Below are 25,122 nucleotides of genomic sequence, written 5' to 3' on the forward strand. Positions count from 1 at the left end.
GTTTATCAGAGATGAATGGTAGAAACAGAACAAAAAAAGGGGAATATTTAAACATATTACCTTTATTAAAATAGCAAATTAATATTCAAAAAATGGCTTTAGACCAAGAATTTGACAAAGAATCAGACGAAAAAGAAGGTGATGAAATGACATTCCTTGACCACCTTGAAGAACTCCGTTGGCATATATTACGTTCGGTAGCGTCTATTTTGGTGTTTACAATTGTAGCATGGATTTTTCAAAAAGAAATTTTTGGAAAAATTATTATGGGACCTTCAAAGTCTGAGTTCTGGACCAACCGAATGCTTTGTAAATTAGCAGATGCTACAGGTGTAGAAGGTTTGTGTTTTACCCAAGCAAACTTTATTTTACAAAGTAGAGAAGTATCAGGACAGTTTATGATGGCGCTTACGCAGTCAATCCTTGTAGGCTTATTGTTTTCTTTCCCTTATTTCTTCTGGGAAATTTGGCGTTTTGTAAAACCAGGCTTGAAAATCACTGAAGCTAAGGCTGCACGTGGAGCTGTTTTCTGGGTATCATTATTGTTTTTCATGGGTGTAGCTTTTGGTTATTTTGTGGTTTCGCCAATGGCCATCAACTTTTTGGCAAGCTTTAAACTAGACGAATCTATCCAAAACCAATTCGATATCAGCGATTATATCTCTTTACTTTCAATGATGACATTGGCATGTGGACTAACATTCCAATTACCGATGATTACCTATGTGCTTTCACGGGTAGGTATTCTTACGCCATCATTTATGAGAGAGTATCGTCGTCATGCTGTGGTTGTTATTCTGATTGTTGCAGCGGTGATTACACCTTCACCAGATATGATTTCTCAGCTATTGGTAACTTTCCCATTACTGTGTTTGTATGAAGTAAGTATTGTTGTATCGGCGAGAGTAAATAAGCAACGCGAAGCTGAAATGCTAGCAAGCTAAGCTGATATTGATTAAATACTGAATCTGATATTTTTCGTTTTACCCAAAGAAGCCTTTGCTCAAACCGAAGGCTTCTTTTAGATTATAACAATACTGATGCTCAAGAAAGAACGTTATCAAAAGCTTATTGCTTATTTCACCGAAAACTTTCCGATTGCAGAAACGGAATTGCATTATCGCACACCTTACGAACTTTTAGTGGCGGTATCACTGTCGGCTCAGTGCACTGACAAACGTGTAAATATGGTAACGCCTGCTTTATTTGAACGTTTCCCTGATGCCGAAGCATTATCCAAGGCTGAATTTGATGAAGTATTTAGTTATATCCGTTCTATCTCTTATCCCAATAATAAAGCCAAGCATTTAATAGGCATGGCACAAAGGTTGGTTTCTGTTTACCATTCTGAAGTTCCTAATTCAATTGAGGAATTACAAACTTTACCTGGGGTTGGTCGCAAAACTGCAAACGTTATTGTATCTGTTATTTATAACCAGCCTGCTATGGCTGTTGATACACACGTATTCAGGGTATCGCATCGTATTGGACTCGTTGCTAAAACAGCCACTACACCATTGGCTGTGGAAAAAGAGTTAATGACCTATATTCCTAAGGTATCCGTACCCATCGCACACCACTGGTTAATTCTTCATGGTCGGTATATCTGCGTAGCCCGTAATCCAAAATGTGGAGAATGTGCCTTGAAAGGCTTCTGTAAATACTATGAAGACCTTGAAAAGAAAGTAATGAAAGAAAAGAGTAGAGAAAAGCTTTGAGCCTTGAGTTATGAGCTTTTTTTATTTTTATCAATCATTTTCAAATCTTCAAATTCTCACATTTTCAAATTAAATAATCATGCAAGAATATATTCAACAAAACTGGCTAGAGGATTTAGGGATACTCACCACATTGATTTGTGTTTGGCTTAATACTCGTCAGAATATCTGGGGTTGGTTTTGGGCTATTGTTTCTTCGGGTATTTATGGCGTAATATATTGGCAATTCAAACTCTATTCAGATATGGAATTGCAGGTGGTCTTTATTATCCTAAGTATCTATGGTTGGTATCAATGGTTATTTGGTGGCAAAGAAAAAACTGAATTGCCTGTTACTAAAATGCCTTCAAAATTCTGGTTAGCTTGTACCATCATTTTTGTTGCTTTCTCTGTTGCCTCTGGCTATATGCACGGTAAATATTCTGATGCTAGTTTGCCTTATATTGATTCTTCGCTTACTGCCATCAGCTTGATTGCTCAATGGATGATGGCTCGAAAATATGTAGAAAATTGGATTTTATGGATTAGTGCCGACTTTTTTTATACAGGAATGTATTGCTATAAAGGTCTTTATGGTACAGGCGTACTTTATTTGCTTTTATCTGCCTTAGCCATAAAAGGTTATCTGGATTGGAAAAAGAGTGAGTCTATCAATCATGGATTGAGTGCCTAGCATTCTTATTATCTGCTGAGTATTTATCTTTTAAATTCTATTACTTCATTAAAAATACCTCTTTTTGCCTGCCAGTCTTTTACAGCTTTTCCCGTACCTGCTGACCAAGGGAGTATCTCATGGTCTTTTTTTCGTTGAAATTCTAGTAGTTCTTCGCTTAGGTGTATTACTCCTGTTGCTCTTACATGGTAGGCTATAATCAATTGATTCATCCTATGAAATTCATAAAGTCCTACAAATTCTACTATTTCAGCATCAAGGTTTAATTCTTCTTTTACTTCTCTTAAAATACCTTCTTCGGGTGTTTCTCCTGCTTCCAGAAAACCTGTAATCAGAGCAAACCAACCTTCGGGCCAAGCCACATTTCTGGCTAAAATAATATCTCCTTCATGTTCTACGATGGCCGCTACTACGGGTGTTGGGTTATTCCAATGGACAAAACCACAATTGTCTTCATCTGGACAAAGGACTCTTTCTCTATCATCTTTAAACTTTGTAATCAAGTCGTTTCCACATTGTGGACAAAAATTCATTTTCGTCATATCTTATATTTATAAAAAAGTAGGGGCGAATTGCATTCGTCCCATGCGGTGTCCAATATTCGTTCAAAAGGTCGTATGCAATACGACCCTACATTTGCCGAACGATTACCTCCTCAATTTTTGGATAGATAATCAACGCTGAGAAATCTTCTTTCCAGAAATCTAAATCTAATAATTGATTATATTTATTTTTGGTAAGGGTTATCAATACAGGCACGCCATCAATGTCATTGTATTCTACCTGTATTAAATCTCCATCATAATCATCAGGGTTTTTGTTACCAATACTGATACTCCCCATTTTTCCCCCTTCATATTCAAATACTTCATTGTCAATGGGGTAATCTTCAGTCGTGAGATTCAATTTGGCTAAAAGGGCAACGATAAATTCCTTTTCTATGTCTCTTATTTGTCTGGTTTCGTTCATAACATTTAAAGTGGTTGTTTTTACCCGCTGATTTACGCTGATACCTTCCGCAGATTTATGCAGAAGAAATGTGATATAATAAATTGATCTATGTTATTCTCTTTTTTAAATAAAATCTGTGAGTAAAAATACGTCTCAAATCAACATTTCCAAAACAAAGCTAACTTCTTACTAACCCCTCCCTTATTTTTTCGTAATTTTGGGGTCAATTCAATTTGAGTTAAAATTTTTATATGGATTACTTAAAAGGTTTAAACGAACCGCAACGTGAAGCGGTACAACATATAGACGGTCCTTTGATGATTATTGCTGGTGCAGGCTCGGGTAAAACTAGAGTGTTGACTTATCGTACAGCATATTTAATCGAAAAAGGCGTTGACCCATTCCAGATTTTATTACTGACTTTTACCAATAAAGCTGCTGGTGAAATGCGACAGCGTATAGAAAACGCTGTAGGTAGTGAAGGCAAAAATCTTTGGATGGGTACTTTTCACTCTGTCTTTGCCAAGATTCTACGTTTTGATGGAAAACATTTAGGATATACGTCAGACTTCTCTATTTATGATACTGACGATTCTAAATCGTTAATTAGAGCTATCGTAAAAGAGCGTGGTTTGGATGACAAGGTATATAAAGCCAATGTCATTTTCAACCGTATTTCAGGAGCAAAAAATCGCTTGATTGGGCCAGATGAATACTTGAATAATCCTGTGATTGCAGCGGATGATGCGGCAGCCAAATTAGCAGAGATGGGCAAATTGTATAAAATATATGCCTTACGCTGTTTTCAGGCTAATGCGATGGACTTTGATGATTTGCTCTACAACACGAATATTCTTTTCCGTGACCACCCTGCGGTATTGGATAAATATCAACGCAAATTCAAATACATCATGGTAGATGAGTTTCAAGATACCAATATTTCACAGTATTTGATTGTCAAGAAATTATCTGAACTATCGAAAAATTTGTGTGTAGTAGGTGACGATGCCCAGTCGATATATGCTTTCCGTGGGGCAAGTATTGATAATATTTTGAATTTGGAAAAAGACTATCCAAATATGGCTACTATCAAGCTTGAACAGAATTATCGTTCTACTAAAAATATTGTAGAGGCGGCCAATTCTATCATTGCCAAAAACAAAAATCAATTAAAGAAAAAAGTATTTACTGAAAATGAGGAAGGTTCTTTGATTGAGTTGATTAAAGCCAGTTCAGACAATGAAGAAGGACGTTTGATTGCAACCCACCTTTTTGAATCAAAAATGGCACATGGATTACGCAATACAGATTTTGCCATTTTGTATAGAACCAACGCACAGTCGAGGTCCTTTGAAGAGGCGTTACGGAAGTTGAATATTAAGTATAGAATTATTGGCGGGTTGTCTTTCTACCAACGACGTGAGGTAAAAGACCTATTAGCTTATTTTCGTTTTGTGGTCAATCAAAGAGACGAAGAGGCTTTTAAAAGGATTATCAATTTACCCAAAAGAGGTATTGGCGATACGACCATTGCTAAAATTGCCGTAACTGCTTCTGAAAACCAGATTTCTGTATGGGAAGTCGTTTCAAATATCAAGCAATTCCAAGCAGGACGATTTGCTGATACCATCGAAGGTTTTGCTGACTTGATAAAGTCTTTTAAACTTATGGTAGAAGCTGATAAAAAAGATGCTTATGAAGTGGCTTCGCACATTGCCAAAGCATCAGGACTATTAAGAGAACTACATGAGGATAAAACGGTAGAGGGACTTTCGCGCTATGAAAACGTGCAGGAATTATTAAACTCGATTAAAGAATTTGTAGATGATAACGAAGTAGAGGAGGAAGATAAATCGCTTTCTAGTTTCTTACAAACGGTTTCTTTATTAACCACTGCCGATAGCGACGACCCTGATGGAGATAATGATAGAGTAACGTTGATGACTATTCACGGAGCAAAAGGATTGGAGTTTAATCATGTATATGTCGTGGGTATGGAAGAAGATCTTTTCCCTAGCCAAATGATGTTGCAAAGTAGGGCTGATTTGGAAGAGGAACGTAGGTTGTTTTATGTAGCCATTACCCGTGCTGAGAAAAAATTGATGATGTCTTATGCTGAAAGTCGCTATCAATACGGACGCTTGAAACCATGTGAACCAAGTCGTTTCCTAGATGAAATTGACCCAATTTTTTTACAGTTTGCTAAAAACATTCGTCGTTCCGAAGAAAGAGCAGCTCCACAAGGCTTTGTGAGGATGACTAATCGTGAACAAAAAGCGCCTGACTTTAACACGCCTAACAAGCCAACGTCTACTGCTAATTTGATAGCTAAACCAGCACCTCGTCCAGTTGTTGGCAATAGTTATGTTCCTTCACAAGATTTTGTGCCTAGTGATACGAAAGCCTTGGTTGAAGGCGACCGCGTAGAACATTTAAAATTTGGTTTTGGAAAAGTAAAAAAGATAGACGTTAATGGAACAGACCGCAAGGCTGTGATTCAGTTTGAAGGAACAATTGGTGAGAAAACGCTATTATTGAGCTTTGCTAAGTTGAGGATTTTGTAACCTAAAAGGCTATAATTTCTAAACCTTATCACTAGCGGGTAACTTAAGTCCTATTGATTACCCACATCTTTTAAAAAAGTTGAAATGAAGATGTAATTATTGATAAAATTGGTTCAAATAGGCTTAAATCGCCTTTCAAACCGAGCTTGGGTCGCCTCATGTCACAGCCTGACTACGTGAAGCTCTTATCCCTAGCGAGGGACTTAAGTCCCTCGCTAGGGATAAGAGCTTGATTGTTAGTTGTTTATACACTTGTGGGTAATCAGTATGACTTAAGTCACCAGCTAGTGATAAATATTTTGCTTTTATGTAAAGACACATTTCTACTCCTCTAACATCCTATTATTCTTCATTTTAGCCAAATATACAAAAGTACTTAATCCTGCTACCAATGTAATTAGGCACATAATCAACTGTAAAACACTAGGTTTAATTACCCACATGGCCCCAACAAATTGAACAATCAAGATGATGTACAAAAAAGTCGCTACGGCTTTTCGAGGTACTTTGCTAATAACAAATGCCCCTAGCGGAGCAAAAAAAGCGACAAAAGGAATACACGCTAGCCACATTTCAAAAGCCTCTGGCTGAAAATCTTTAATCACGCCTGCGTGCAAGAAAAAGCCTAGTAATGTTTCCAGAGTCATGATAATAACAGACGATGGCACGGCTACTTTCTCGTCAATCCGATAATAAATTGTCATCAAACAGAACGAGAAGATATTGATACCTGTACCAAAAATGGACGAAATCATCCCTCCTACTAATCCAAAAAATAGCAATCTCGCCATATCTGAACGTTGAAAAGACTGAATAGCATCAAATACTTCACGCTTAGGTTTAGTATTTTCATACCATAAAACCAAGCCAAAACTAAGCCACAAGGATACAAAAAAGAGTTTTGCTAAAGGTGGCGAAATAAGCGGAACGATATAATAAGTACCGAAAATCAATCCGAAAATCCCTCCGAAGGTTACATATTTAATATAATTCCACTCAACTTTTATTTTTAAATTTAAAATCAGCAAACTTGCTGAAGTCATTCCTATGCTTTGTATAGCGAAAGCAAAATTTCGAGCAATGGCTGGGGGAATTTTAAGCAATAATGTAAAGACAGGATAGGCAATGGCAGCACTGCCTTCGGGACTAGACCCTGCAATGAATGAACCAAAAATCATTGTGAGTACTGCATATCCATGTTTTAAATAAATATAAAAGCTGTTGGTAGATACCATGTAATACGTCCAAACACTCAATACCACCATCAAGAATGATAAGTAAAGCCAAGGCAATTTGATTTTTTTCAGTTTGTCGGTTTGCATCAATAAAAATCTTTAATTTTACGGGAACAAAGGTAAACGCATTTTTCAATCATAAAAATTCTCATTCAAGAGTATCATTATGCAAAATATAGAGGAAATACTTCAAAAATTAATAGCCGAGCATAATTTCTTAAAAGATATGCAAGAACGCATCGTTGGGAATCATGATATTATGATTGAGAATCAAAAGCGTAATGCTGATAATCACGATTTGGTGATTCAAAATCAATCAACGATTATCAAAAACCAAGAAATTATCGTTAACAATCAAGTAAGCATTATTCGTAATCAAAAACAAATTGCTGATAATCAGATTACCCTTTCTGTGATGTTACAAACTCAAACGCATTTACTGAATTTAGTCAAGAAACTATCAGGTCAGGAAGAATCTTTAGAAGATACTGACAAGTTTGTTCAACAACTAAAAAATCAAGTTATAGAACACTTAAATAGTCCTTCTTTGAATGACCCGCAAACTATTTAATTTGTCTGCAAATATCATATAATGCTTTTATACCCTGCCAGAAAACAGTTGATTTTCTGGCTTTTTTTTAGTCTTTACTATCCTTCTTTCTTGTCCTTCGCTATCGGTTTATTAGCCGACCCAATTAATAAAGCGTCTCTTTTATTTCTATATTTTTCCTTTTTTATGGAAAATCAAAAATCGTCATTTTTGCCCATAATGCCTACAACTTATTGATAATTTCTATCATTATTGAATAAAATATCCTTTTCCTCTCTTTCTCTTCCATAATCGGCTTATATCTTAAATTTATTATTCCAAATATTTGGATTTATTTGTTATTATTCCATAAATTTGGAATAATAAATTTATTCAAATATTTCTGTGATATATACAATTTAATATCACATCGTATACGCTCACAAATACTTTAACGAAAAGAAAATAAATTCCTAATTATCATGCCTTATATCCCTTTAGAAAGCCACTTGCCAGGCATTACTGGTCTGTTAGAATATCGTCAAGATACTGCTCAGCCAATTCGTGAGCTTACACAAATTTTATTACGTGGAGAATCGACGCTTACGGAAGGTGAACGTGAGTTAATTGCGACACTGGTGTCTTCCAAAAATCAATGTAAGTTTTGTACAAGTGCACATACCTCGGCAGCCAATATACTTTTAGGAGAATCTGAAACGTGTGAATTGGTGAAACAAGATTTTGAATCTGCCCCAGTTTCTGGGAAAATGAAGGCTTTATTAGCAATAGCCGCCTTGGTTCAGCAAAATGGGAAAAATGTTAATGCTGAGAGCATCACGCGTGCTAAAAATGTAGGCGCCACTGATCGTGAAATTCATGATACCGTGTTGATTGCCGCCTTATTTTGCCTTTACAACAAATATGTGGATGGCTTGGCAAGTGTAACGCCAGCAGAACCTGCTTTTTATGAAAGACTAGGACAACGCATTACTACTAACGGCTATAACAGAGTACCTGCCATCTATGAACAATTGAAAAAAGAGGCACATTCCTAGTAAGAACTTTCCCGAATTTTCTAATAAAAACCCAATAATTATCTAAAAACTATTATCCATGAAAAAAATCTTTACGCTAACCATTATATTACTTAATTCAATCGCTGTAATTGCACAAAATTTTACTGGTACCATCACAGACGCTGAAACTAAAAAACCTTTGGCTGGCGCAAGTGTTACCATCAAAGGCAAAAACACTGGTACTATTAGTAATATCCAAGGTTTTTTTAGCCTAAAAACTTCCACAAAACCTCCTTTTACGCTGGTATTTACCATGATTGGCTTTGAACGCCAAACCATTGATGTAACAGACAATAATCCTATTAATATTTCTCTCAAAGCTGGTGATGAGCTGTTACAACAAGTAGTTATTTCTGCTTCAAGAATAGAAGAAAACATCCTGAAATCACCAATTAGTATCGAAAAAATAGATTCAAAGGCTATTCAGCAAAGTCCCTCAGTAAGTTTTTATGATGCTTTGGTCAATGTAAAATCATTAGATATGGTTACGAGTGGACTTACTTACAAACAAATAAACACACGTGGTTTCAACTCAACAGGTAATAGTCGTTTCTTGCAATTGATTGATGGCGTCGATAATCAATCGCCAGGCTTAGGTTTTGCCGTAGGTAACCTTTTTGGTTCTTCTGATTTAGACATCGAAGGTGTAGAATTAATACCGGGTGCAGCCTCTGCTTTGTATGGACCAGTGGCTTTCAATGGCTTATTAATGACTACTTCTAAAAATCCTTTTACTTACGAAGGACTATCTGTTCAAACAAAAGTGGGTATTAACCATGTTTCTGACAATGCTTCTGGTGCAAAACCATTTACCGATTTTGCTCTTCGTTATGCTAAAGCCTTCAACAATCGTTTTGCGTTTAAATTAAATGCTTCTTACTTGAAAGGAACAGATTGGTATGCTAACAATTATACAGACATCGACCCTAATACGCCTGCCGCTCAACGTGGTGATAGTAACCCCGGAAGAAATGCCTTGAATATTTATGGGGACGAGGTAGCTCAAACCATTACAGGAATCGGACGTGTTTCTCGTACTGGTTACGAAGAAAAAGACTTAGCCAATTATGGCGTATATTCTACTAAACTGAATGCGGCATTGCACTATAAAATCTCTGAAAGTTTAGAAGCTATCTATCAAGCAAATTATAGTCAAGGAACTGCTAATTATACAGGTAGTAGCCGTTTTGCACTGAATGATTTCAAATTGATTCAGCACAGAGTAGAGCTAAGAGGTTCAAACTTTTTTATCAGAGGTTATTCTACTGCGGAACAATCAACCAATTCATACAATACGCGTTCTTTAGGTCAGCTTATTAACCGTACTTGGGTGAGAGACTTAAATGGAAATGTAGTAACGCCAGATAAAGCTGATGCTACTTGGTTTGAACGCTATACTGCTGCTTATACTGGTAAAGTAACGAGTGTTGGTGGTCAAAACCATACTGCTGCCAGAGCTTTTGCAGACCAAGGACGTTTTGTACCAGGTTCTAGCGACTTTGACCAACAAAAAAGTAAATACATCGCTACTGCTGGTTTAGGCGGTGCGGGTGTATTAAGCAATAGTAAACTCTATCACATAGATGCTCAGTATGATTTAAGCCAAACCTTAAAAGTTGTTAACTTATTAGTAGGCGGAAGTTACAGAGTATATGATATGGAAACCAACGGTACTTTATTTGATGATAAAATCAATAAAGTGGTTGTAAAAGAATATGGTGTTTTTGCACAAGCATCTAAATCTATTTTAGAAGACCAGTTGAAACTAACACTATCGGGTCGTTATGATAAAAACGAAAACTTTAATGGCAGTTTTACACCACGTGCTTCTGCGGTGTTTTCTCCATCAAGCAATCATAATTTCAGAGCATCGTATCAAACAGGTTTTAGAAACCCAACTGTACCAGACCAATTTATTAAGCTAAACGTTGGCCCAATCATTATCTTAGGAGGTGCTCCAGCCAACAGTGCAGGCTTAAATGCTTATGAAAATTCATTCACGGCTGCTTCTGTAGGTGCTTTTGCGAGTGGTTTCTCTAGCGATTTACAGAAAGGCGTTGCGTTCCCTACGGCAGTTGAAAACAATAAAAGTAAGCTTGTAAAATCAAATGTACCTTATATCAAACCTGAACAAACACAAAGTTTTGAAATAGGTTACAAAGGTTTATTGGCTCAGAAATTCTTAATTGATGTAAATTATTACAGAAGTACATTTACTGATTTCTTGATTAATCAAGTAGTAATTCGCCCAAGTAGTAATGTTTTAAATTCAGATGGAACGATTAACTCAGTAGCGGCACAAGATATTCTAGGTGGCAAAACGCAGGCTTTCCAACTCTATACCAATGCAGCTGATAAAGTAAGTTCACAAGGCGTTTCGTTGGGGTTAACTTATTTTTTACCAGACAATTATCGTGTTGGTTTCAATACTACTTGGTCTGACTTCAACATTATGGATGCCAATCCTAATAATATTCCAGCCTTCAATACTCCTCGTCGGAAGACTAACTTAACCCTTAGCAATTCAAAAATTACTGACCGCCTAGGGTTCAGTGTAGCATGGCACTGGCAAGAATCATTTGATTGGTACGGAACATTTAATGAAAACCGTCCTGGTAATGTTCCTGCTTATAGCCTGATAGATGCCCAAGTGAATTATCGTGTACCTGCCTTAAAAACTACCGTAAAATTAGGAGCAAATAATTTGACGAATAGTTATATCGTACAAGCTTACGGTTCGCCCGCAGTAGGTGGTTTATACTATGTTTCACTAACATTTGATGAACTATTTAGATAGATTACATATTCTCTCTTCCTCTAAATCCTATTACAATCATAAACATTAAAACCTTGTTAAAATTATGAGCTCTAAATATTTAAAATACTCTTGTCTATGTCTAGTTTTATTCATCGGACAATCATGTGGTTTGGTTTCAAACTCAAATGACCAAATGGTAAAACATTTAGCGGCAACCTATGATAAATTTTATGTAGGAGAAAATACATTTTGCCCTGAAGCTGAATTTGCCTTTTTTGATTCCGTAGCAACAAAAGACCCTGATATAGGTACCAGAATGCGAGCAAGTTTTTTTAGAGCAAACGGTTTTCTGAAACTCGGTAAGGAGGAGGAAGCCATTAAGGCTTTTGAACAAATATTGGAAAAAACAGATGCTGAACATAAACATTTTGCTGATGTAATGAAAAGCTATGCTATTTCATATTTAAGGATGGGTGAACGTCAAAACTGTATTACCAATCATTCTACAGAGTCGTGTATTATGCCTATTAGAGATAGCGGAGTGCACCAGAAAAAAACAGGTTCGCAGAAGGCTATTGAAATATATCAAAAATTGCTTCAGGCAAATCCTGAAGATTATGAATCGAGATGGTTATTAAATATTGCTTATATGACCCTCGGTAAATATCCTGCACAGGTTCCTAGTCAATGGCTTATTCCAAATCTTGATAAAGACCAGTCAGGCTATGAGATTAAGCCATTTACCGATATAGCGCCAAACTTGGGGCTTAACAAGCGAAATATGGCTGGCGGAGTAATAGTGGATGATTTTAATAATGATGGATACTTAGATATTATTACATCTGACTGGGGACTAAAAGGTGCGATGCACTACTTTAGAAATGACACTAAAGGTAGTTTTACTGATTGCTCTGTTATCTCAGACTTAGGACGTTTTAAAGGTGGCTTGAATATGATTCAGGCTGACTATAACAACGATGGTTTTGTTGATATTTTCGTACTGAGAGGTGCTTGGATGGGCAAATTTGGCAAACAAGCTAACTCATTACTCAGAAACAATGGCGATAATACTTTTACGGATGTTACAGTTCAAAGTGGGCTTTTTTCAGAACATCCTACACAGACAGGCGTATGGAGAGATTTCAATAATGATGGTTGGTTAGATTTATTCATTGGTAATGAACACGGAGGACTTGATGAATACAATCCTTGTGAATTATTTATCAGCAATAAAAATGGCACTTTTACAGAAGTTGCCTCTCAGGCAAATTGCCAGATTTCAGATTTTATAAAAGGCGTTCATGCTGCCGATTATGATAATGATGGCTTACAGGATATTGTTCTTTCTGGTATTCAAGGCAAAAGAACATTGCTCAGAAACAAAGGATTAAGCAATAATATTCCTCAGTTTGAAGATGTTACCGAAAAAGCAGGATTAGCAGATGTACGCGTAAGTACCTTCCCGACATGGTTTTGGGATTATGACAATGACGGTTGGTCAGACATCTTTGTTTGTGGCTATGAATTTGATAAATCTATCGCCTATTCAGCTGCTACAGAAGCCTTAGGGATTCCGAACAAAGCCAGTACCATGTATTTATACCATAATAATCATGATGGAACATTTACCAATGTATCTGAAAAAGCAGGGTTAAATAAATCAGTTTTCACGATGGGCTCAAACTTTGGAGACATTGATAATGACGGCTACCTAGATATGTATTTAGGAACGGGAAATCCTGACTATAAATCACTTGTTCCAAATCGCCTTTTTAGAAATATGGGCGATGGCACATTTGCAGATGTAACTGTAAGTGGCAGAGTTGGCAATCTTCAAAAAGGACACGGAGTAGCATTTACAGACTTTGACAACGATGGCGACAGTGATATTTTTATTGAAGTTGGTGGTGCTTATGTCGGTGATTCTTATAATAATTCCCTTTATCTCAATCCAGGTCAAAATAATAACCGTTGGATTAATATTCGATTAGAAGGAGATGAAACCAATCGTTCGGCAATAGGGACACGCCTAAAAATTAGCTTTAGAGAAAAAGGTGTAAAAAGAGTCATTCACAGAGATGTCAATTCTGGAGGAAGTTTTGGGGCATCACCCCTAAGAAGAGATATTGGTATTGGACAAGGTGATTTAATAGACGAAGTAGAAATCACTTGGGCTAGCACTGGCAAGAAACAGGTTTTTAAAAATATTAAACCCAACCAGTTTATTAATATAAAAGAAGGCAGTAATGTCATTACGAAAATCAATCTTAAGAAAACGCCTTTCTCAAATCAATACAACACCATTCCTGTTTGTGATTCAAAAACGATGAACCTTTAATGGCAGTGTTAACAAAACCCTTTTAACTATTCAGATGGCAATTGCAATAACTAACCCTAAAACACAGTCACGTACTACTTTAGCCTTTGGGCTTTGCATGCTTTGTTACCTTTTGGGTGGCACAGTAGCAACTTTAATATCTGTTAATTTGCCTGTTGCCATTCCCGAATTATTAGGCAAAACGCCTACGGCAGATGAATTAGGGAAAATAGGCGCTTATTTGAATGCATCATTTATATTTGGATGGATGTTCGGAGGCTTAACATTAGGCGTTGTTAGCGATAAAGTGGGTCGTATCAAAACCCTAGCTTTTTCAGCAGGTATTTATGGAGTATTTACTTTAATGACCGTTTTTGTAGCTAATTGGGAAAGTCTTTTAGTATATCGTTTCTTTACGGGTTTAGGTGTTGGCGGTGTGTTGTTGCTCACTACTGTATATATCTCAGAAATCTGGGATACTGATACTCGCCCAGTGGCATTAGGTATTTTAGCGGTCTCTTTTCCCATTGGCATTGTGCTTACGGGAGGCTTGAATGTCGTTTTTAATAGCTGGCGTCAATCCTTTTGGCTAGGTATTATTCCTATTTTGTTGTCTTTTATTATTATCTCTTTCTTGCCCGAATCCTCCTCTTGGCTCTCAGAAGAGAGAAACAAAAACCAACATAAAGAAAGTATTTTCTCTGACACCAATGGTCCTAAGCTACTCATTGGGTCATTGATTTTTGGTGCCGTGTTAATTGGACTATGGGCTATTTTCTCTTGGTTGCCTACATGGGTTCAAAGTTTATTAATCGGTACTTCATCAGATGGACAAAAAGAACGCGGACTCATCATGATGCTTTTGGGCATTGGTGGCATTGTCGGCGGGATGATTTCTGGATTGTTAATCAAAAAAATGGGGTCTAGCAATACCTTGATACTTACTTTCTCGGGGTGTTTTTTGGCTTGTTTGTTATTATTCACGACAAATGCTCACTTTTCTCCCATTATTTATCTTGAAACTGCTTTGCTCTCTTTATTCTTTGGCATAAGCCAAGGCTCATTATCAAGCTATATTCCTGCGCTTTTTTCAACAACAATTCGTGCCACCGCTACAGGTTTCTGTTTTAATATTGGCAGGTTTTTCACTGCTACAGCCGTATTTTTTGTCGGAAATTTAGTAACAGCATTTGGCGGCATTGGAAATGCCCTCTTGGCTTTTTCTATTACTTTCCTCATTGCTTTAACAGTAGTATATTTTAGTAAAGAGACTAAAAAGATTGAAGCATAAATCTTTATTGTAAAATCTAACTCACAATTTATCCAATTATTAATCAAGTTATGCCACATATTCAGCTTCCAGAAGATGTTCCGGGTATTAGAAGTCTAGTAATGTATCGTCCAGATACAGGGAAACCACTCTATCAATTAGCGCAAATCTTATTGCGAGAAGACTCTCCATTAAGCCCAGCAGAAAGAGAATTGATTGCTACGTATGTTTCTAATAAGAATACCTGTACTTTTTGCTCGTGTAGCCATGCCGCGGCAGCAAGGTATTTATATCAGGACGAAGCCCTTACGGTCGATTTAGTATTGGAAGACTATCAAAATGCGCCGATTTCAGATAAATTAAAAGCATTGTTAACGATAGCGGGAAAAGTACAAGCCGATGCTAGAACTGTCAGTGAAGAAGATATACAATTGGCACGTTCAGCGGGAGCAAATGACCGAGATATTCATGATACCGTATTGATTGCAGCCACTTTTTGTATGTTTAATCGCTATGTAGACGGGCTAGCTACGCTTACTCCTACTGATTCAACAGTTTATGCACAAATGGGTGAACGCATGGGAACTTTAGGATATGTTTTACCTACAAAATCTTAAAAATGGCACATATTACATTAACTGAAGAATTACCAGGAATACGTGGCTTAATGGCTTTCAGACCATTTACAGCTAGTCCACTAAACGCTTTGGCAGAAACCTTACTCAGAACAGACGAAGGCTTGAGCAAAGGAGAACGAGAATTAATTGCCACTTTTGTATCATCGCTAAACGATTGTTTTTTCTGCCAGAATATTCATGGAGCAGTAGCACAGTATTACGCCACTGATGATACGCTGATTACGAAAGTAAAAGCTGATTATCTTACCGCTCCCATCTCAGATAAACTAAAGGCATTATTAAGAATTGCTAAAAGTGTTCAGCAAGGCGGAAAGCATGTAAGCCTCGCCCAAGTTGAAACAGCTCGTGAGTTGGGCGCTACTGATATTGAGATTCATGATACTGTTTTAATCAGTGCGGCTTTTTGTATGTTTAATCGCTATGTGGATGGTTTAGGTACTTTTGCACCAAATGCTCCAGAGATGTATCAGGCAAGGGCAAAAAAAATAGCAGAGGAAACAGGATATGCTAATTCTTCTCCTAGTTAAAAATTATTAATCCTTATTCAAGCTCTAAAATTTCCATTAAAATGGAAATTTTAGAGCTTTTCTTTTTTAGCAATCTTAAAAACTAGAATCGTCAGAACGTTACCAAACAGTTGAAATTAAACATATTAATACTCCATACAGCATTTTTGAAGCTTAAAAAGTAGGAATAATGGCAGAAATATTAAAAAACATTCAATTATGCGGAAAATTTTTCCACTTATTTGGAATTTATTAAAAATACTCCTTATATTTGTCCTATCAATAAAGTTAAAATAATTATAAGATAATTTACTTTTTTGTTTTCCTCTAAATTAAAAGACATTCGCATATTAGAATTGGGCATATTACAAACTTTACACGTTCTTTGACGTGTAAAGTTTTACAAAACTCAATCTAATTCAAGATATTAAGTATTTATAAATGGTTAATATTTCAAACTCTACATATCAACTTGATACGTAGAGTTTTTACTTAAATGGCTTATCAAACAAATTCAAGATAAAATACAAATCTCCATAGACACAAATTCTAATGAAAAAGCTCTTCTATTTAGGCATTTTAGGTCTTATTATTTTTGAAATATTGAATGTCTATTTCATTATGCCAATGCCGGGTAGTCAGCAAATGCGAAGCATTGATATCGCTTATTTTTTATATTCTTGGCGATGGATATTTAGAATATGCTTCGGACTAATGATAGCCATCGGTTTTGCATCAGCCTTCAAATCTTCAAAATGGTTGCCGATAGTCGGTATTTTAATCGCCTCTGGAGTATGCTATGCCTTTAATTTCAAAATGGCTGCAGATTCGATGTTTGCACAGACTGAGCACCTAAGCATGAAATCTGCCAATGAAAATAAAATTAAAACAGATAGAGTAATTATCGGAGTAGCATTGAATGGTGAAGCCAAGGCGTATCCTATCTCATTGATTATATATCATCACCAAGTGCGTGATACGCTTGGGGGCAAACCTATCATGGTTACTTATTGCTCTGTCTGCAGAACTGGACGAGTTTTTGAACCTACTGTTAATGGCAAACCTGAAACATTCAGACTAGTAGGGATGGATCATTTCAATGCCATGTTTGAAGACAAAACTACCAAAAGTTGGTGGCGACAAGCCAATGGTGAAGCCATCACTGGCGAACTAAAAGGAACAACGTTACCCGAACTAGCAGCTCAACAAGTGTCATTAGATACTTGGCTAAAAATGTATCCAGATAGCAAAATCATGCAACCCGATTTGCTCTATAAAGAAGAGTATGATAGTACTGCCAAATATGAATCTGGGAGGTCAAGAAAACAACTTACAGGTACTGATTCATTATCATGGAAAAATAAATCTTGGGTAGTGGGCATTCAAGTAGCTAATGAAAGTAAAGCTTTTGATTGGAATCGTTTAAAGAAGGAGCGGATTATCCAAACCACTATCGGACAACAGCCTATTGTATTGGTAGTAGCTAAAGACGACAAGAGTTTCTTTGCATTTAAGGCTCCTGCAAATAGCCCAAAGTTTACGGTAAAGAATGACACATTGATACTTGATAAAGCACATTTTAATTTAAAAGGAGAATCCTTAGACAAAGGACAAGGAAGTTCGCTTACTAAAGTCAATGCTTATCAAGAGTTTTGGCATAGTTGGAAGACATTCCATCCCAATACGCAACAATATTAGTATGCTTTGTAGCACAAAATTTTATTACATGTGAAAAATAGTTCTACCCTTCTTTAAAAAACATCAATAGATTATCTTTCAACACTACTATCTTACCTTTCAATATTTCCTATTTTCCATAATTATGGAAAAATAATATTTATCCTACATTCAACTTTTATCAAAAAGCTTTTTAGTCCTACTAATTACCTCAAAAAGCGAACTGTACTATACAATACTATCAATAAGTTTATTTTTATTTATACTTTTTTGATATAAATATTTATTTTCTATAAAGAATCAATATTTTTCTATTTACTTGGAATTGACTTTACTATTCCATAATTTTGGAATGACTTCCAATTTTAAAGAATCTAATCATTACAAATGAAGAAACATTTACTAACGCTTACTTGTCTTTGCTGCTTGCTTTTTTCTCCTAAAATCAGTTTCTCACAAACTACTCAGGATGGCCTAATGATGGCTAAAAAAGAGCTATGCTTGGTACTTAATTACGACAAAGAATCCTGGAATAAATACTGGGAAGGCGACAGACTTCGCGAAAACCAAAATATTGGTACGCTTACTAGCCGTTCAGCATCTTTTATGGCTGCCTATGGGGTTAACGAAAAACTAAATGTGTTTGCCGTATTGCCTTATATCGAAAACGAAGCTTCAGCAGGCACAATGATGGGCTTGAAAGGGGTGCAAGATTTAAGCATTGCAGCAAAATACAAGTTTTATACGTATAAAAAACTACGTTTTTATGGCGTAATTGGTGCTTCTATTCCCGTTACGGATTATGTGCCAGACTTTTTACCGTTCTCTATTGGGCTTCATTCCAAAACGGCTTCTGCTCGTCTTATCATTCATCAATTATTACCTTATGGCTTTCATATAACGGCTCAAGGAGGTTACATTGCTAGAAGTAAAACGAATGTTGATAGAACCAATTATTATACTGGTAATGAAATTGAATATAGCCACGAAATGGCTGTACCAGACCAAGTAAGTACTTCATTAAGAGTCGGTATCAATAAAAAGGCTGTATTAGCAGAAGCTTTTATAGACAACATTACGGCAACGACGGGAACAGATATCCGTCGTTATGATATGCCTTTACCAGCCAATAAAATGGACTGGACGCGTATTGGTCTTTTTGTTACTTGGCATACGCCAATTAAACACTTTTCAGTAAATGGTCATTTTTCGCATGTTGTCGCAGGACGAAATGTAGGAAAAGTAGAAGCTTCGTATGGTGCACAGCTACAATATATTGTAGACTTCAAGAAAAAGAAATAGTCTATCTAATAGTCAATAGAGGCTCATTTTTAATCATTACGATTTGATAATTATCTCCTAAAATCATGAAATTAAGAATTTTATCCATATTTTTTATAAGCTTTATTGCTTTGTCATGTTCAAAAGAAGTTGAACGGACTTCGTTAAAACCATTAGTGCCAACCAGTAATGAACCTAATGCAGGCAATTGGAAAATGTATATTGGTCAGCCAACAGATTATACTATTCCAGCTCCAAAAGAAACTAGCTCTGCTGAATACAAGGCAGAATTAGCGGATGCACAAAAAATTTCTGCCAATCTTACTGCTGCCCAAAAAAGTGCATTAACCTATTGGCAAGTAGGTTCAGTAGGTCGTTGGAACGAAATTGCTCGTGAGCTTATCGCTAGATACAATTTAGCACCAGAGCCAAACGACAATGGTACTTATTCAGCACCCAATTCTGCAAAGCCAGATACGTTACCTTATTTCCCTTTTGCCAATCCTCCTTATGCATCTAGGGCTTACGCTTTAATTAGTGTTGCTCAGTATGATGCTCTTGTGGCAACTTGGGCTTATAAGTTTAAGTATAACAGAAAAACTGATGCTGATAATTTGCCTGATTACCCTTCTGAAGAAGCAGTTATTGCGGCTGCTTCAAGCAGAGTATTGAAGTTTTTATTTCCAGGTAGTTATCCAACACAATTAATTGACAATAAATACGAAGAAGGTCGTCAAGTAGGTATTTGGGCAGGTAAAAATGTAAAAAGTGATATTGATGCAGCAGATATTTTAGGCAAGGCTGTGGCTGATAAAATTATTGCTTATGCCAAAGCAGACGGCACAGGAACAGCTGGTGGAAGCTTAGTTATTCAATCACAATTAGCAGATGCTGCTGTAGGCAGAGGACTTAAAACGGCTTGGAAAAGCTTAGATGTACCTGCTCGTCCAGGTATGTTAATGAAATTTGGAGAAGTAAAAACTTGGAATTTTGATAAAGCTACGCGTGATGCTATTCGTCCTGCCGCTCCTCCAGCATTAGATTCTGATGCTTTCAAGAAAGATTTAGCAGAAGTAAAACATTACTCAGAAAACATTACCCGTAAACAATGGTCAATTGTACAATTCTGGGCTGATGGACTAGGGACATCGACACCTCCAGGACACTGGAATCAGATAGCATTAGATTTATTGAGAGATGCTAGTTTTTCCGAAATCAGAATGGCAAGAACATTGGCTTTAATGAATACTGCTGTTCATGATGCAGGTGTTTGTTGTTGGGATACTAAATATTATTATTTCTATCCAAGACCAAACCAAGTTGACCCAAGTATAAAAACAGCGACAGGAACACCTAACTTCCCTAGTTTCACTTCAGGTCATGCGACATTCTCGGCAGCGGCAGCTACGGTGCTTTCTTATATATTCCCTAATCAACAAAGCAGTTTAGAGGCAATGGCAAAAGAAGCATCAGAATCGAGAATCTATGGCGCTATCCACTATCGTTTTGATAGTGAAGTAGGCTTAGCTTGCGGAAAGAAAATTGGCGACTATGCCGTAGCCCGTGGGAAAACCGACGGCGGTAATTAATGATGAGTTGTGAGTTAGTGAATTGTGAATGAATAACTTATACAATATATGCTTATTCATCATGTTGATTCTTTTGAAACAGACAATTCACTAACTCACAATTCACAACTGAATAATAACATTCTTCTCTTTATCCAAAAAACAAATACTATGAAAAAAACTTTACTCTCATTATTAGCGGCTAGCGCTATTTTGTTAATCCAAGAACAAGCTAACGCTCAAGGTTGTGTTGCTGTTCGCCAAATGGGTGGTATCAATGCCATGTCTGCGTCATCTTCTTATAATCTTTCAAAAGGAGAATTTCAGGTAGGTGCTAACTACCGTTATTTTCACTCTTGGCGCCACTTTGTTGGAACAGAGGAACAACCTCAACGTGAAACATTGGGTAACGCGGTTAATATTTATCAACATGCCGTAGATTTCAATATTTCTTATGGCGTTTCTAGTAGATTGCAAGTAAATGCTACCCTCCCGTTTGTAAATTCTGAACGTTCGCAGACTTTAACGTTGACAGCTGATGCGGCAAGTAAAAAATTGACTCGCTACAGTGTAAGTGCAGGCGGTTTGGCTGATATCCGTTTCGGTGCAAATTATTGGTTAATCAAACCAGAAAATGCACACAAAGGCAATATCATGATTGGTGCAGGTGTTAAACTAGCAACAGGAAGCTATACTGCCACTGATGATGCTTTGCAAACTGACGGTACCAAAAAGAGTGCAGTAATGGACCAAGCAATCCAACCTGGTGATGGAGGAGTAGGTTTTTCTCTAGAATTCCAAGGATTCAGACAAATTCACAGAAATATCTATGGGTTTGCTAATGCTTATTATTTATTCAGTCCACAAGAATCAAATGGCACATTCAAATCTGCACCAAAAGCTGGTTTAGAAGGCTATAACGTATATGCTTCACCAGACCAATATTTTGCTCGTGCTGGTTTTATGGCAGCAGTTGGTAAAAACCAAAACTTTGCATTCTCTTTAGCTGGTAGATTTGAAGGTATTCCTGCTTATGATGCTTTTGGTGGACAAGTAGCATATCGCCGTCCAGGATATGTAGTTGCAGTAGAGCCAGGCGTTACTTACCGTAAAGGTCAGCATACATTTAGCTTGTTTGTTCCTTACAACTTTATCAAAAACCGTATTCAAAGTGCTGCGGATATTGCTGATCAGAATTTACAAAACTCTAAAATCACTGATCCTACAAAATACGTTCATGTACAAGGAGATGCAGCCTTTGCAGATTATTCAATCAGCTTAGGATATTCATATAGAATTGCAAAAAAAGCAAAAGTTCCAACTTGGAAAGTAAACTAATTTTTTAACCTTTAAAATATTTAACTTGATTATAAGAGATTATTCTTTAGGGAATAGTCTCTTTTTTTATTACTATCAAGTAGGTCGAGTTTTCAACTCGACTAAAATTTATTGGGGAGAAAAGCTCCTAAAAGCTATCCTAAACCCGTGGTCTGTGGCACACAGAACACAATAACTGACTATTTTGGTTTATAAAATAATCGTAATGGAAGTTTAGCTTTGTGTTCTGTGTGCCACAGACCACGGTTGAGGAATAAGTCGCCTGCTAAGAAAGAAAACATTCTATTTATAACTAGTTCTAATTACATTACATAAGATAAACTGTTTACGAAATCAACCATAGATAAAGATTCATGGCTAAAGTATTCAGATTCGATTTAAATACAATCCATCTCCTAAAATATAAAGGTACTCTTCTTGAAAATGATTAATTTGTTCTGGAAAATTTGTATCAATATAAACGTAATCTCGTTTTCCAATATCAAAACCAATTGAAATCGAATGATAGCATCCATTAGGCTGTTTAAATGAAGCTACCAATAGAGATTCTTTATCCTTAAGTTTTTGTTGTAATGAATTCTCATTCTTTACTTCTACATAATCCACAGTAAATATTTTCCTACATTCTACAATTAGTTTTTGAGAAGATTCATCAAAATATTTTTTCATAAGAGCATTTCCTGATATTGATAATTCCTGTAATTTCTTTCCAAAAACAATTTCATACTGTTTTTCCCAAAACAAATTCTCTGTACCAATATCATCTTTGAATTGAGCTAACCGTTCATCATAAAATATACAAAAAGATTTAAAAAACTCTTGCGGCGTTACTCTGGGGTTATAATAATGTGAACTCGCAGCGAAAGAGGCTATTACGCAGGAATTATATGTCTGCTTAAACCCTGTGTATAATGAATTAATATTTACCATACTCGTTAATGTTCAGCTAGTCTGTTCCCCCTTTTTATTATAATTATGAGATTACTAAATTTTAAATCAATATTTAGCTTTTGTTTTATTTGAGAAGTTCAACTTTCACCACTACTCTGTTTTCTAATCCAACTTGATTAGATATTAATGTTTCTACATAAGAGGCAACTTGGACTTCTTGACCTTTTGCAAAAACCTGATATTCTGTTATATTATCATCTTTAATTTCTTTTATTACACTTTCTACATCTAGTCCTAATTTTACACTAATAGGAAGTACCATTGTCTTTCCAGCTAAAGCATAAATTTTTCTCATGATGTTTGAGGTAAAAATATCTTTGCAAGCAAAAACAATAAATCTGTTATTTTCTTCTTTTGGTGACATTTGTAGTTATTTTTTTAATTTAAATTTCAGCGTACTCTACAAGGTTTTCTGCTTCCCCTTTTATATAAATATGAAAAAACTTCCCAAACCAATTTATAATTTTAGGCATTATCAAAATTTATTGTGTGAATTGCGTTATTCACGTATTTTTCACATATTTTTGGTAGTCTTCAACCTGTTTATGCCATGTCCAAAACTTTTCTATATCGTTTTACACTAATTGTTTTTGGATGTTTATTGTCAATAAATTCTTGGGGTATATATTTGGTTTGGGCAGATTATCCCGATGGTCGGCTATATAGAATTGATATTGAAAAGAAGCTTTTACAACACGAAAAAGCCATAGGACAGTGGCAAAATATTGCTGAAATTGCATTTACAGGCATTAACATAACCGACTTCCCAACTAATGCTAGGGTTATCAGTATTGAAATTCCTGACAAAAAGACAGAACGCTATCTTTTGATTGATTGTACCAATCAAGTGTATCATTTTGATTTCAAAAATTTATCCTTAAAAAGGCTAGATAATACATTTTTCCGAGGATATAATTGTTTGAGTACTCGTTTTCTACGAAAAGATAGCCTGTATAGCTTTGGAGGTTATGGCTTTTGGCAAACCAATAATATTCAAACCTATTTTAAAAAAGCCAGTGCCGAATGGGAAAGCTTATATCCCGAAAATCCTGCTCCAGTAGCCATTAATCATGGTTTAAATGCCTATATCGCAAATCAAGACTATTTCTTTTCTGCTTATAATAGCCTACACAGAGATTCAAAAAATCATGGAAGAAGTGAATATGAGAAAGAAGCTTTTCAATATTCTTTCAGCAAAAAAGAGTGGATAACTTTAGGTAAAGTTACCCATCCGAAAATTTCAGAATTACTTATTCCGAATGACAAAACACCTATTATCTGGACGGGTAAATATTTCTTGCTAGAATACAAAGAAGATGCGATGCTAAAATTATTGTTGATTAATCCCGTTGAAAATAGGGTTTTATTATGGCAAGACCATCAAAAAATATTGGGGTCACAAATTGCTAAAACAGTAGAAGAAGACCCATTTTCAATGTATAGTTGGCATGACACACTTTATTTCTTCAATGAAAGTAACCTTGCCAAAATAGCTAATCTTCGACATAAAATTGCTATTAATACATTAGAAAAAGAGGCAATTGCAGATGGAAAACTTTATGGAAACTTTGATGGCTTTTGGATATTTGTTTTTGTTTCTATGCTGGTACTATTGATAAGTTTTGGGATGTGGAAAAAGAGAAAGACTGTGAATTTTTCAATGACTCAACCCATAGATAAAAATATAAGTAACTTCACTGAACAAGAAAAAATAGTTTTAAAAGTACTAAAAGAACATTTTACTACGAATGGTGTTGACAGTAACCTAATGAATGAATTATTAGTTATAGAGGATAAATTACCCGAAAATCAAAGAAAAATCAGAAACGAATTTATCAAGCAATTTAATCAGAAGCTTATCACTCTTTATCATGTAAAAGAGGCTATAATTAGAACTCCTTCTGTTGATGATAAACGCTTTTACTATTATCAATTATCAGAAGAAGTTTTCAATAAAATACCATACTAACCCATCCTGCAGTGATTACATATCGGTAGCACATAAAATAGCGATTGATTCTCAAGTTCCGTATCAACTTTATATTCCATTCCTACGAAACTGTGTTTAGCAT

At 35.9% G+C, this 25,122-nt stretch carries 21 protein-coding genes; 16 read left to right on the plus strand and 5 right to left on the minus strand.

What is annotated here, in order from left to right; translation table 11 throughout:
• The first annotated feature begins 92 nt into the window (after positions 1-92).
• The 3 genes from tatC (at position 93) to pnuC (ending at position 2,391) form a co-directional block, all read left to right on the plus strand.
• Positions 93-944 carry a twin-arginine translocase subunit TatC gene (gene tatC / locus AC1RNE_RS10535; protein WP_492800934.1) on the plus strand — a complete coding sequence of 284 codons (852 nt, stop codon included), beginning with the start codon at positions 93-95 and terminating at the stop codon, positions 942-944.
• A gap of 96 nt (positions 945-1,040) precedes the next feature.
• The gene (gene nth, locus AC1RNE_RS10540) at positions 1,041-1,718 is read left to right on the plus strand and encodes an endonuclease III (RefSeq protein WP_492800935.1); all 678 of its coding nucleotides are present in this window, start codon (positions 1,041-1,043) and stop codon (positions 1,716-1,718) included.
• A gap of 79 nt (positions 1,719-1,797) precedes the next feature.
• A complete protein-coding gene (gene pnuC, locus AC1RNE_RS10545; protein WP_492800936.1) occupies positions 1,798-2,391 on the plus strand; it encodes a nicotinamide riboside transporter PnuC in 594 nt (197 codons plus the stop codon).
• 23 nt (positions 2,392-2,414) lie between these two features.
• Here the strand turns inward: pnuC and AC1RNE_RS10550 are convergent, their stop codons facing one another.
• Both AC1RNE_RS10550 and AC1RNE_RS10555 read right to left on the minus strand, forming a co-directional pair.
• Complete coding sequence (locus AC1RNE_RS10550; RefSeq protein ID WP_492800937.1) at positions 2,415-2,933, minus strand: NUDIX domain-containing protein; 519 nt, start codon at positions 2,931-2,933, stop codon at positions 2,415-2,417.
• An 88-nt stretch (positions 2,934-3,021) separates the two neighbouring features.
• Complete coding sequence (locus AC1RNE_RS10555; RefSeq protein ID WP_492800938.1) at positions 3,022-3,360, minus strand: DUF6984 family protein; 339 nt, start codon at positions 3,358-3,360, stop codon at positions 3,022-3,024.
• Positions 3,361-3,593: 233 nt separating this feature from the next.
• Here AC1RNE_RS10555 and AC1RNE_RS10560 point away from each other — a divergent pair, with 233 nt between their 5' ends.
• A complete protein-coding gene (locus AC1RNE_RS10560; RefSeq protein ID WP_492800939.1) occupies positions 3,594-5,906 on the plus strand; it encodes an ATP-dependent helicase in 2,313 nt (770 codons plus the stop codon).
• 323 nt (positions 5,907-6,229) lie between these two features.
• On the opposite strand, the gene AC1RNE_RS10565 is transcribed toward AC1RNE_RS10560, so the two are convergent.
• Positions 6,230-7,228: a sulfite exporter TauE/SafE family protein gene (locus AC1RNE_RS10565; RefSeq protein ID WP_492800940.1), complete on the minus strand. Its 999-nt coding sequence runs from the start codon at positions 7,226-7,228 to the stop codon at positions 6,230-6,232.
• A 79-nt stretch (positions 7,229-7,307) separates the two neighbouring features.
• On the opposite strand from AC1RNE_RS10565, the gene AC1RNE_RS10570 reads away from it, so the two are divergent.
• The 11 genes from AC1RNE_RS10570 to AC1RNE_RS10620 all read left to right on the plus strand — a co-directional run bounded on the left by AC1RNE_RS10570 (position 7,308) and on the right by AC1RNE_RS10620 (position 22,099).
• Positions 7,308-7,712, plus strand: a complete 405-nt coding sequence (locus AC1RNE_RS10570; protein ID WP_492800941.1) for a hypothetical protein — start codon at positions 7,308-7,310, stop codon at positions 7,710-7,712.
• Between the two features lie 440 nt (positions 7,713-8,152).
• Positions 8,153-8,725, plus strand: coding sequence for a carboxymuconolactone decarboxylase family protein (locus tag AC1RNE_RS10575; RefSeq protein WP_492800942.1), 573 nt, complete (start codon positions 8,153-8,155; stop codon positions 8,723-8,725).
• 58 nt (positions 8,726-8,783) lie between these two features.
• A complete protein-coding gene (locus tag AC1RNE_RS10580; protein WP_492800943.1) occupies positions 8,784-11,543 on the plus strand; it encodes a TonB-dependent receptor in 2,760 nt (919 codons plus the stop codon).
• 154 nt (positions 11,544-11,697) lie between these two features.
• Positions 11,698-13,842 carry an FG-GAP-like repeat-containing protein gene (locus tag AC1RNE_RS10585; RefSeq protein WP_492800944.1) on the plus strand — a complete coding sequence of 715 codons (2,145 nt, stop codon included), beginning with the start codon at positions 11,698-11,700 and terminating at the stop codon, positions 13,840-13,842.
• 34 nt (positions 13,843-13,876) lie between these two features.
• Positions 13,877-15,112 (plus strand): MFS transporter, encoded by a 1,236-nt coding sequence (locus AC1RNE_RS10590; RefSeq protein WP_492800945.1) that lies wholly within the window; start codon positions 13,877-13,879, stop codon positions 15,110-15,112.
• A 50-nt stretch (positions 15,113-15,162) separates the two neighbouring features.
• Positions 15,163-15,708: a carboxymuconolactone decarboxylase family protein gene (locus AC1RNE_RS10595; RefSeq protein WP_492800946.1), complete on the plus strand. Its 546-nt coding sequence runs from the start codon at positions 15,163-15,165 to the stop codon at positions 15,706-15,708.
• Between the two features lie 2 nt (positions 15,709-15,710).
• Positions 15,711-16,256, plus strand: coding sequence for a carboxymuconolactone decarboxylase family protein (locus tag AC1RNE_RS10600; RefSeq protein WP_492800947.1), 546 nt, complete (start codon positions 15,711-15,713; stop codon positions 16,254-16,256).
• Positions 16,257-16,787: 531 nt separating this feature from the next.
• Positions 16,788-17,933 (plus strand): DUF3179 domain-containing (seleno)protein, encoded by a 1,146-nt coding sequence (locus AC1RNE_RS10605; RefSeq protein WP_492800948.1) that lies wholly within the window; start codon positions 16,788-16,790, stop codon positions 17,931-17,933.
• A 366-nt stretch (positions 17,934-18,299) separates the two neighbouring features.
• A complete protein-coding gene (locus AC1RNE_RS10610) occupies positions 18,300-19,214 on the plus strand; it encodes a transporter (protein WP_492800949.1) in 915 nt (304 codons plus the stop codon).
• A 65-nt stretch (positions 19,215-19,279) separates the two neighbouring features.
• Positions 19,280-20,782: a vanadium-dependent haloperoxidase gene (locus AC1RNE_RS10615; RefSeq protein WP_492800950.1), complete on the plus strand. Its 1,503-nt coding sequence runs from the start codon at positions 19,280-19,282 to the stop codon at positions 20,780-20,782.
• Positions 20,783-20,932: 150 nt separating this feature from the next.
• Positions 20,933-22,099: a hypothetical protein gene (locus AC1RNE_RS10620; RefSeq protein WP_492800951.1), complete on the plus strand. Its 1,167-nt coding sequence runs from the start codon at positions 20,933-20,935 to the stop codon at positions 22,097-22,099.
• Between the two features lie 366 nt (positions 22,100-22,465).
• Here AC1RNE_RS10620 and AC1RNE_RS10625 read toward each other — a convergent pair whose 3' ends face one another.
• A complete protein-coding gene (locus tag AC1RNE_RS10625) occupies positions 22,466-23,029 on the minus strand; it encodes a hypothetical protein (protein WP_492800952.1) in 564 nt (187 codons plus the stop codon).
• Positions 23,030-23,114: 85 nt separating this feature from the next.
• Positions 23,115-23,414 (minus strand): hypothetical protein, encoded by a 300-nt coding sequence (locus tag AC1RNE_RS10630; protein ID WP_492800953.1) that lies wholly within the window; start codon positions 23,412-23,414, stop codon positions 23,115-23,117.
• Between the two features lie 186 nt (positions 23,415-23,600).
• On the opposite strand from AC1RNE_RS10630, the gene AC1RNE_RS10635 reads away from it, so the two are divergent.
• Positions 23,601-25,019, plus strand: coding sequence for a hypothetical protein (locus AC1RNE_RS10635; RefSeq protein WP_492800954.1), 1,419 nt, complete (start codon positions 23,601-23,603; stop codon positions 25,017-25,019).
• Positions 25,020-25,122: the final 103 nt, after the last annotated feature.

The sequence above is a fragment of the Arcicella sp. GW822-FHT02H01 genome, assembly GCF_058802005.1.

Bases quoted from the DNA above. Each gene is read 5' to 3' on its own strand.
- AC1RNE_RS10580 (WP_492800943.1), top strand. From the start codon at position 8,784: ATGAAAAAAATCTTTACGCTAACCATTATATTACTTAATTCAATCGCT.
- tatC (WP_492800934.1), top strand. From the start codon at position 93: ATGGCTTTAGACCAAGAATTTGACAAAGAATCAGACGAAAAAGAAGGT.
- AC1RNE_RS10570 (WP_492800941.1), top strand. From the start codon at position 7,308: ATGCAAAATATAGAGGAAATACTTCAAAAATTAATAGCCGAGCATAAT.
- AC1RNE_RS10555 (WP_492800938.1), bottom strand. From the start codon at position 3,360: ATGAACGAAACCAGACAAATAAGAGACATAGAAAAGGAATTTATCGTT.
- AC1RNE_RS10635 (WP_492800954.1), top strand. From the start codon at position 23,601: ATGTCCAAAACTTTTCTATATCGTTTTACACTAATTGTTTTTGGATGT.
- nth (WP_492800935.1), top strand. From the start codon at position 1,041: ATGCTCAAGAAAGAACGTTATCAAAAGCTTATTGCTTATTTCACCGAA.
- AC1RNE_RS10575 (WP_492800942.1), top strand. From the start codon at position 8,153: ATGCCTTATATCCCTTTAGAAAGCCACTTGCCAGGCATTACTGGTCTG.
- AC1RNE_RS10615 (WP_492800950.1), top strand. From the start codon at position 19,280: ATGAAATTAAGAATTTTATCCATATTTTTTATAAGCTTTATTGCTTTG.
- AC1RNE_RS10600 (WP_492800947.1), top strand. From the start codon at position 15,711: ATGGCACATATTACATTAACTGAAGAATTACCAGGAATACGTGGCTTA.
- AC1RNE_RS10630 (WP_492800953.1), bottom strand. From the start codon at position 23,414: ATGTCACCAAAAGAAGAAAATAACAGATTTATTGTTTTTGCTTGCAAA.
- AC1RNE_RS10585 (WP_492800944.1), top strand. From the start codon at position 11,698: ATGGTAAAACATTTAGCGGCAACCTATGATAAATTTTATGTAGGAGAA.
- AC1RNE_RS10560 (WP_492800939.1), top strand. From the start codon at position 3,594: ATGGATTACTTAAAAGGTTTAAACGAACCGCAACGTGAAGCGGTACAA.
- AC1RNE_RS10565 (WP_492800940.1), bottom strand. From the start codon at position 7,228: ATGCAAACCGACAAACTGAAAAAAATCAAATTGCCTTGGCTTTACTTA.
- pnuC (WP_492800936.1), top strand. From the start codon at position 1,798: ATGCAAGAATATATTCAACAAAACTGGCTAGAGGATTTAGGGATACTC.
- AC1RNE_RS10590 (WP_492800945.1), top strand. From the start codon at position 13,877: ATGGCAATTGCAATAACTAACCCTAAAACACAGTCACGTACTACTTTA.
- AC1RNE_RS10610 (WP_492800949.1), top strand. From the start codon at position 18,300: ATGAAGAAACATTTACTAACGCTTACTTGTCTTTGCTGCTTGCTTTTT.
- AC1RNE_RS10625 (WP_492800952.1), bottom strand. From the start codon at position 23,029: ATGGTAAATATTAATTCATTATACACAGGGTTTAAGCAGACATATAAT.
- AC1RNE_RS10605 (WP_492800948.1), top strand. From the start codon at position 16,788: ATGAAAAAGCTCTTCTATTTAGGCATTTTAGGTCTTATTATTTTTGAA.
- AC1RNE_RS10550 (WP_492800937.1), bottom strand. From the start codon at position 2,933: ATGACGAAAATGAATTTTTGTCCACAATGTGGAAACGACTTGATTACA.
- AC1RNE_RS10595 (WP_492800946.1), top strand. From the start codon at position 15,163: ATGCCACATATTCAGCTTCCAGAAGATGTTCCGGGTATTAGAAGTCTA.
- AC1RNE_RS10620 (WP_492800951.1), top strand. From the start codon at position 20,933: ATGAAAAAAACTTTACTCTCATTATTAGCGGCTAGCGCTATTTTGTTA.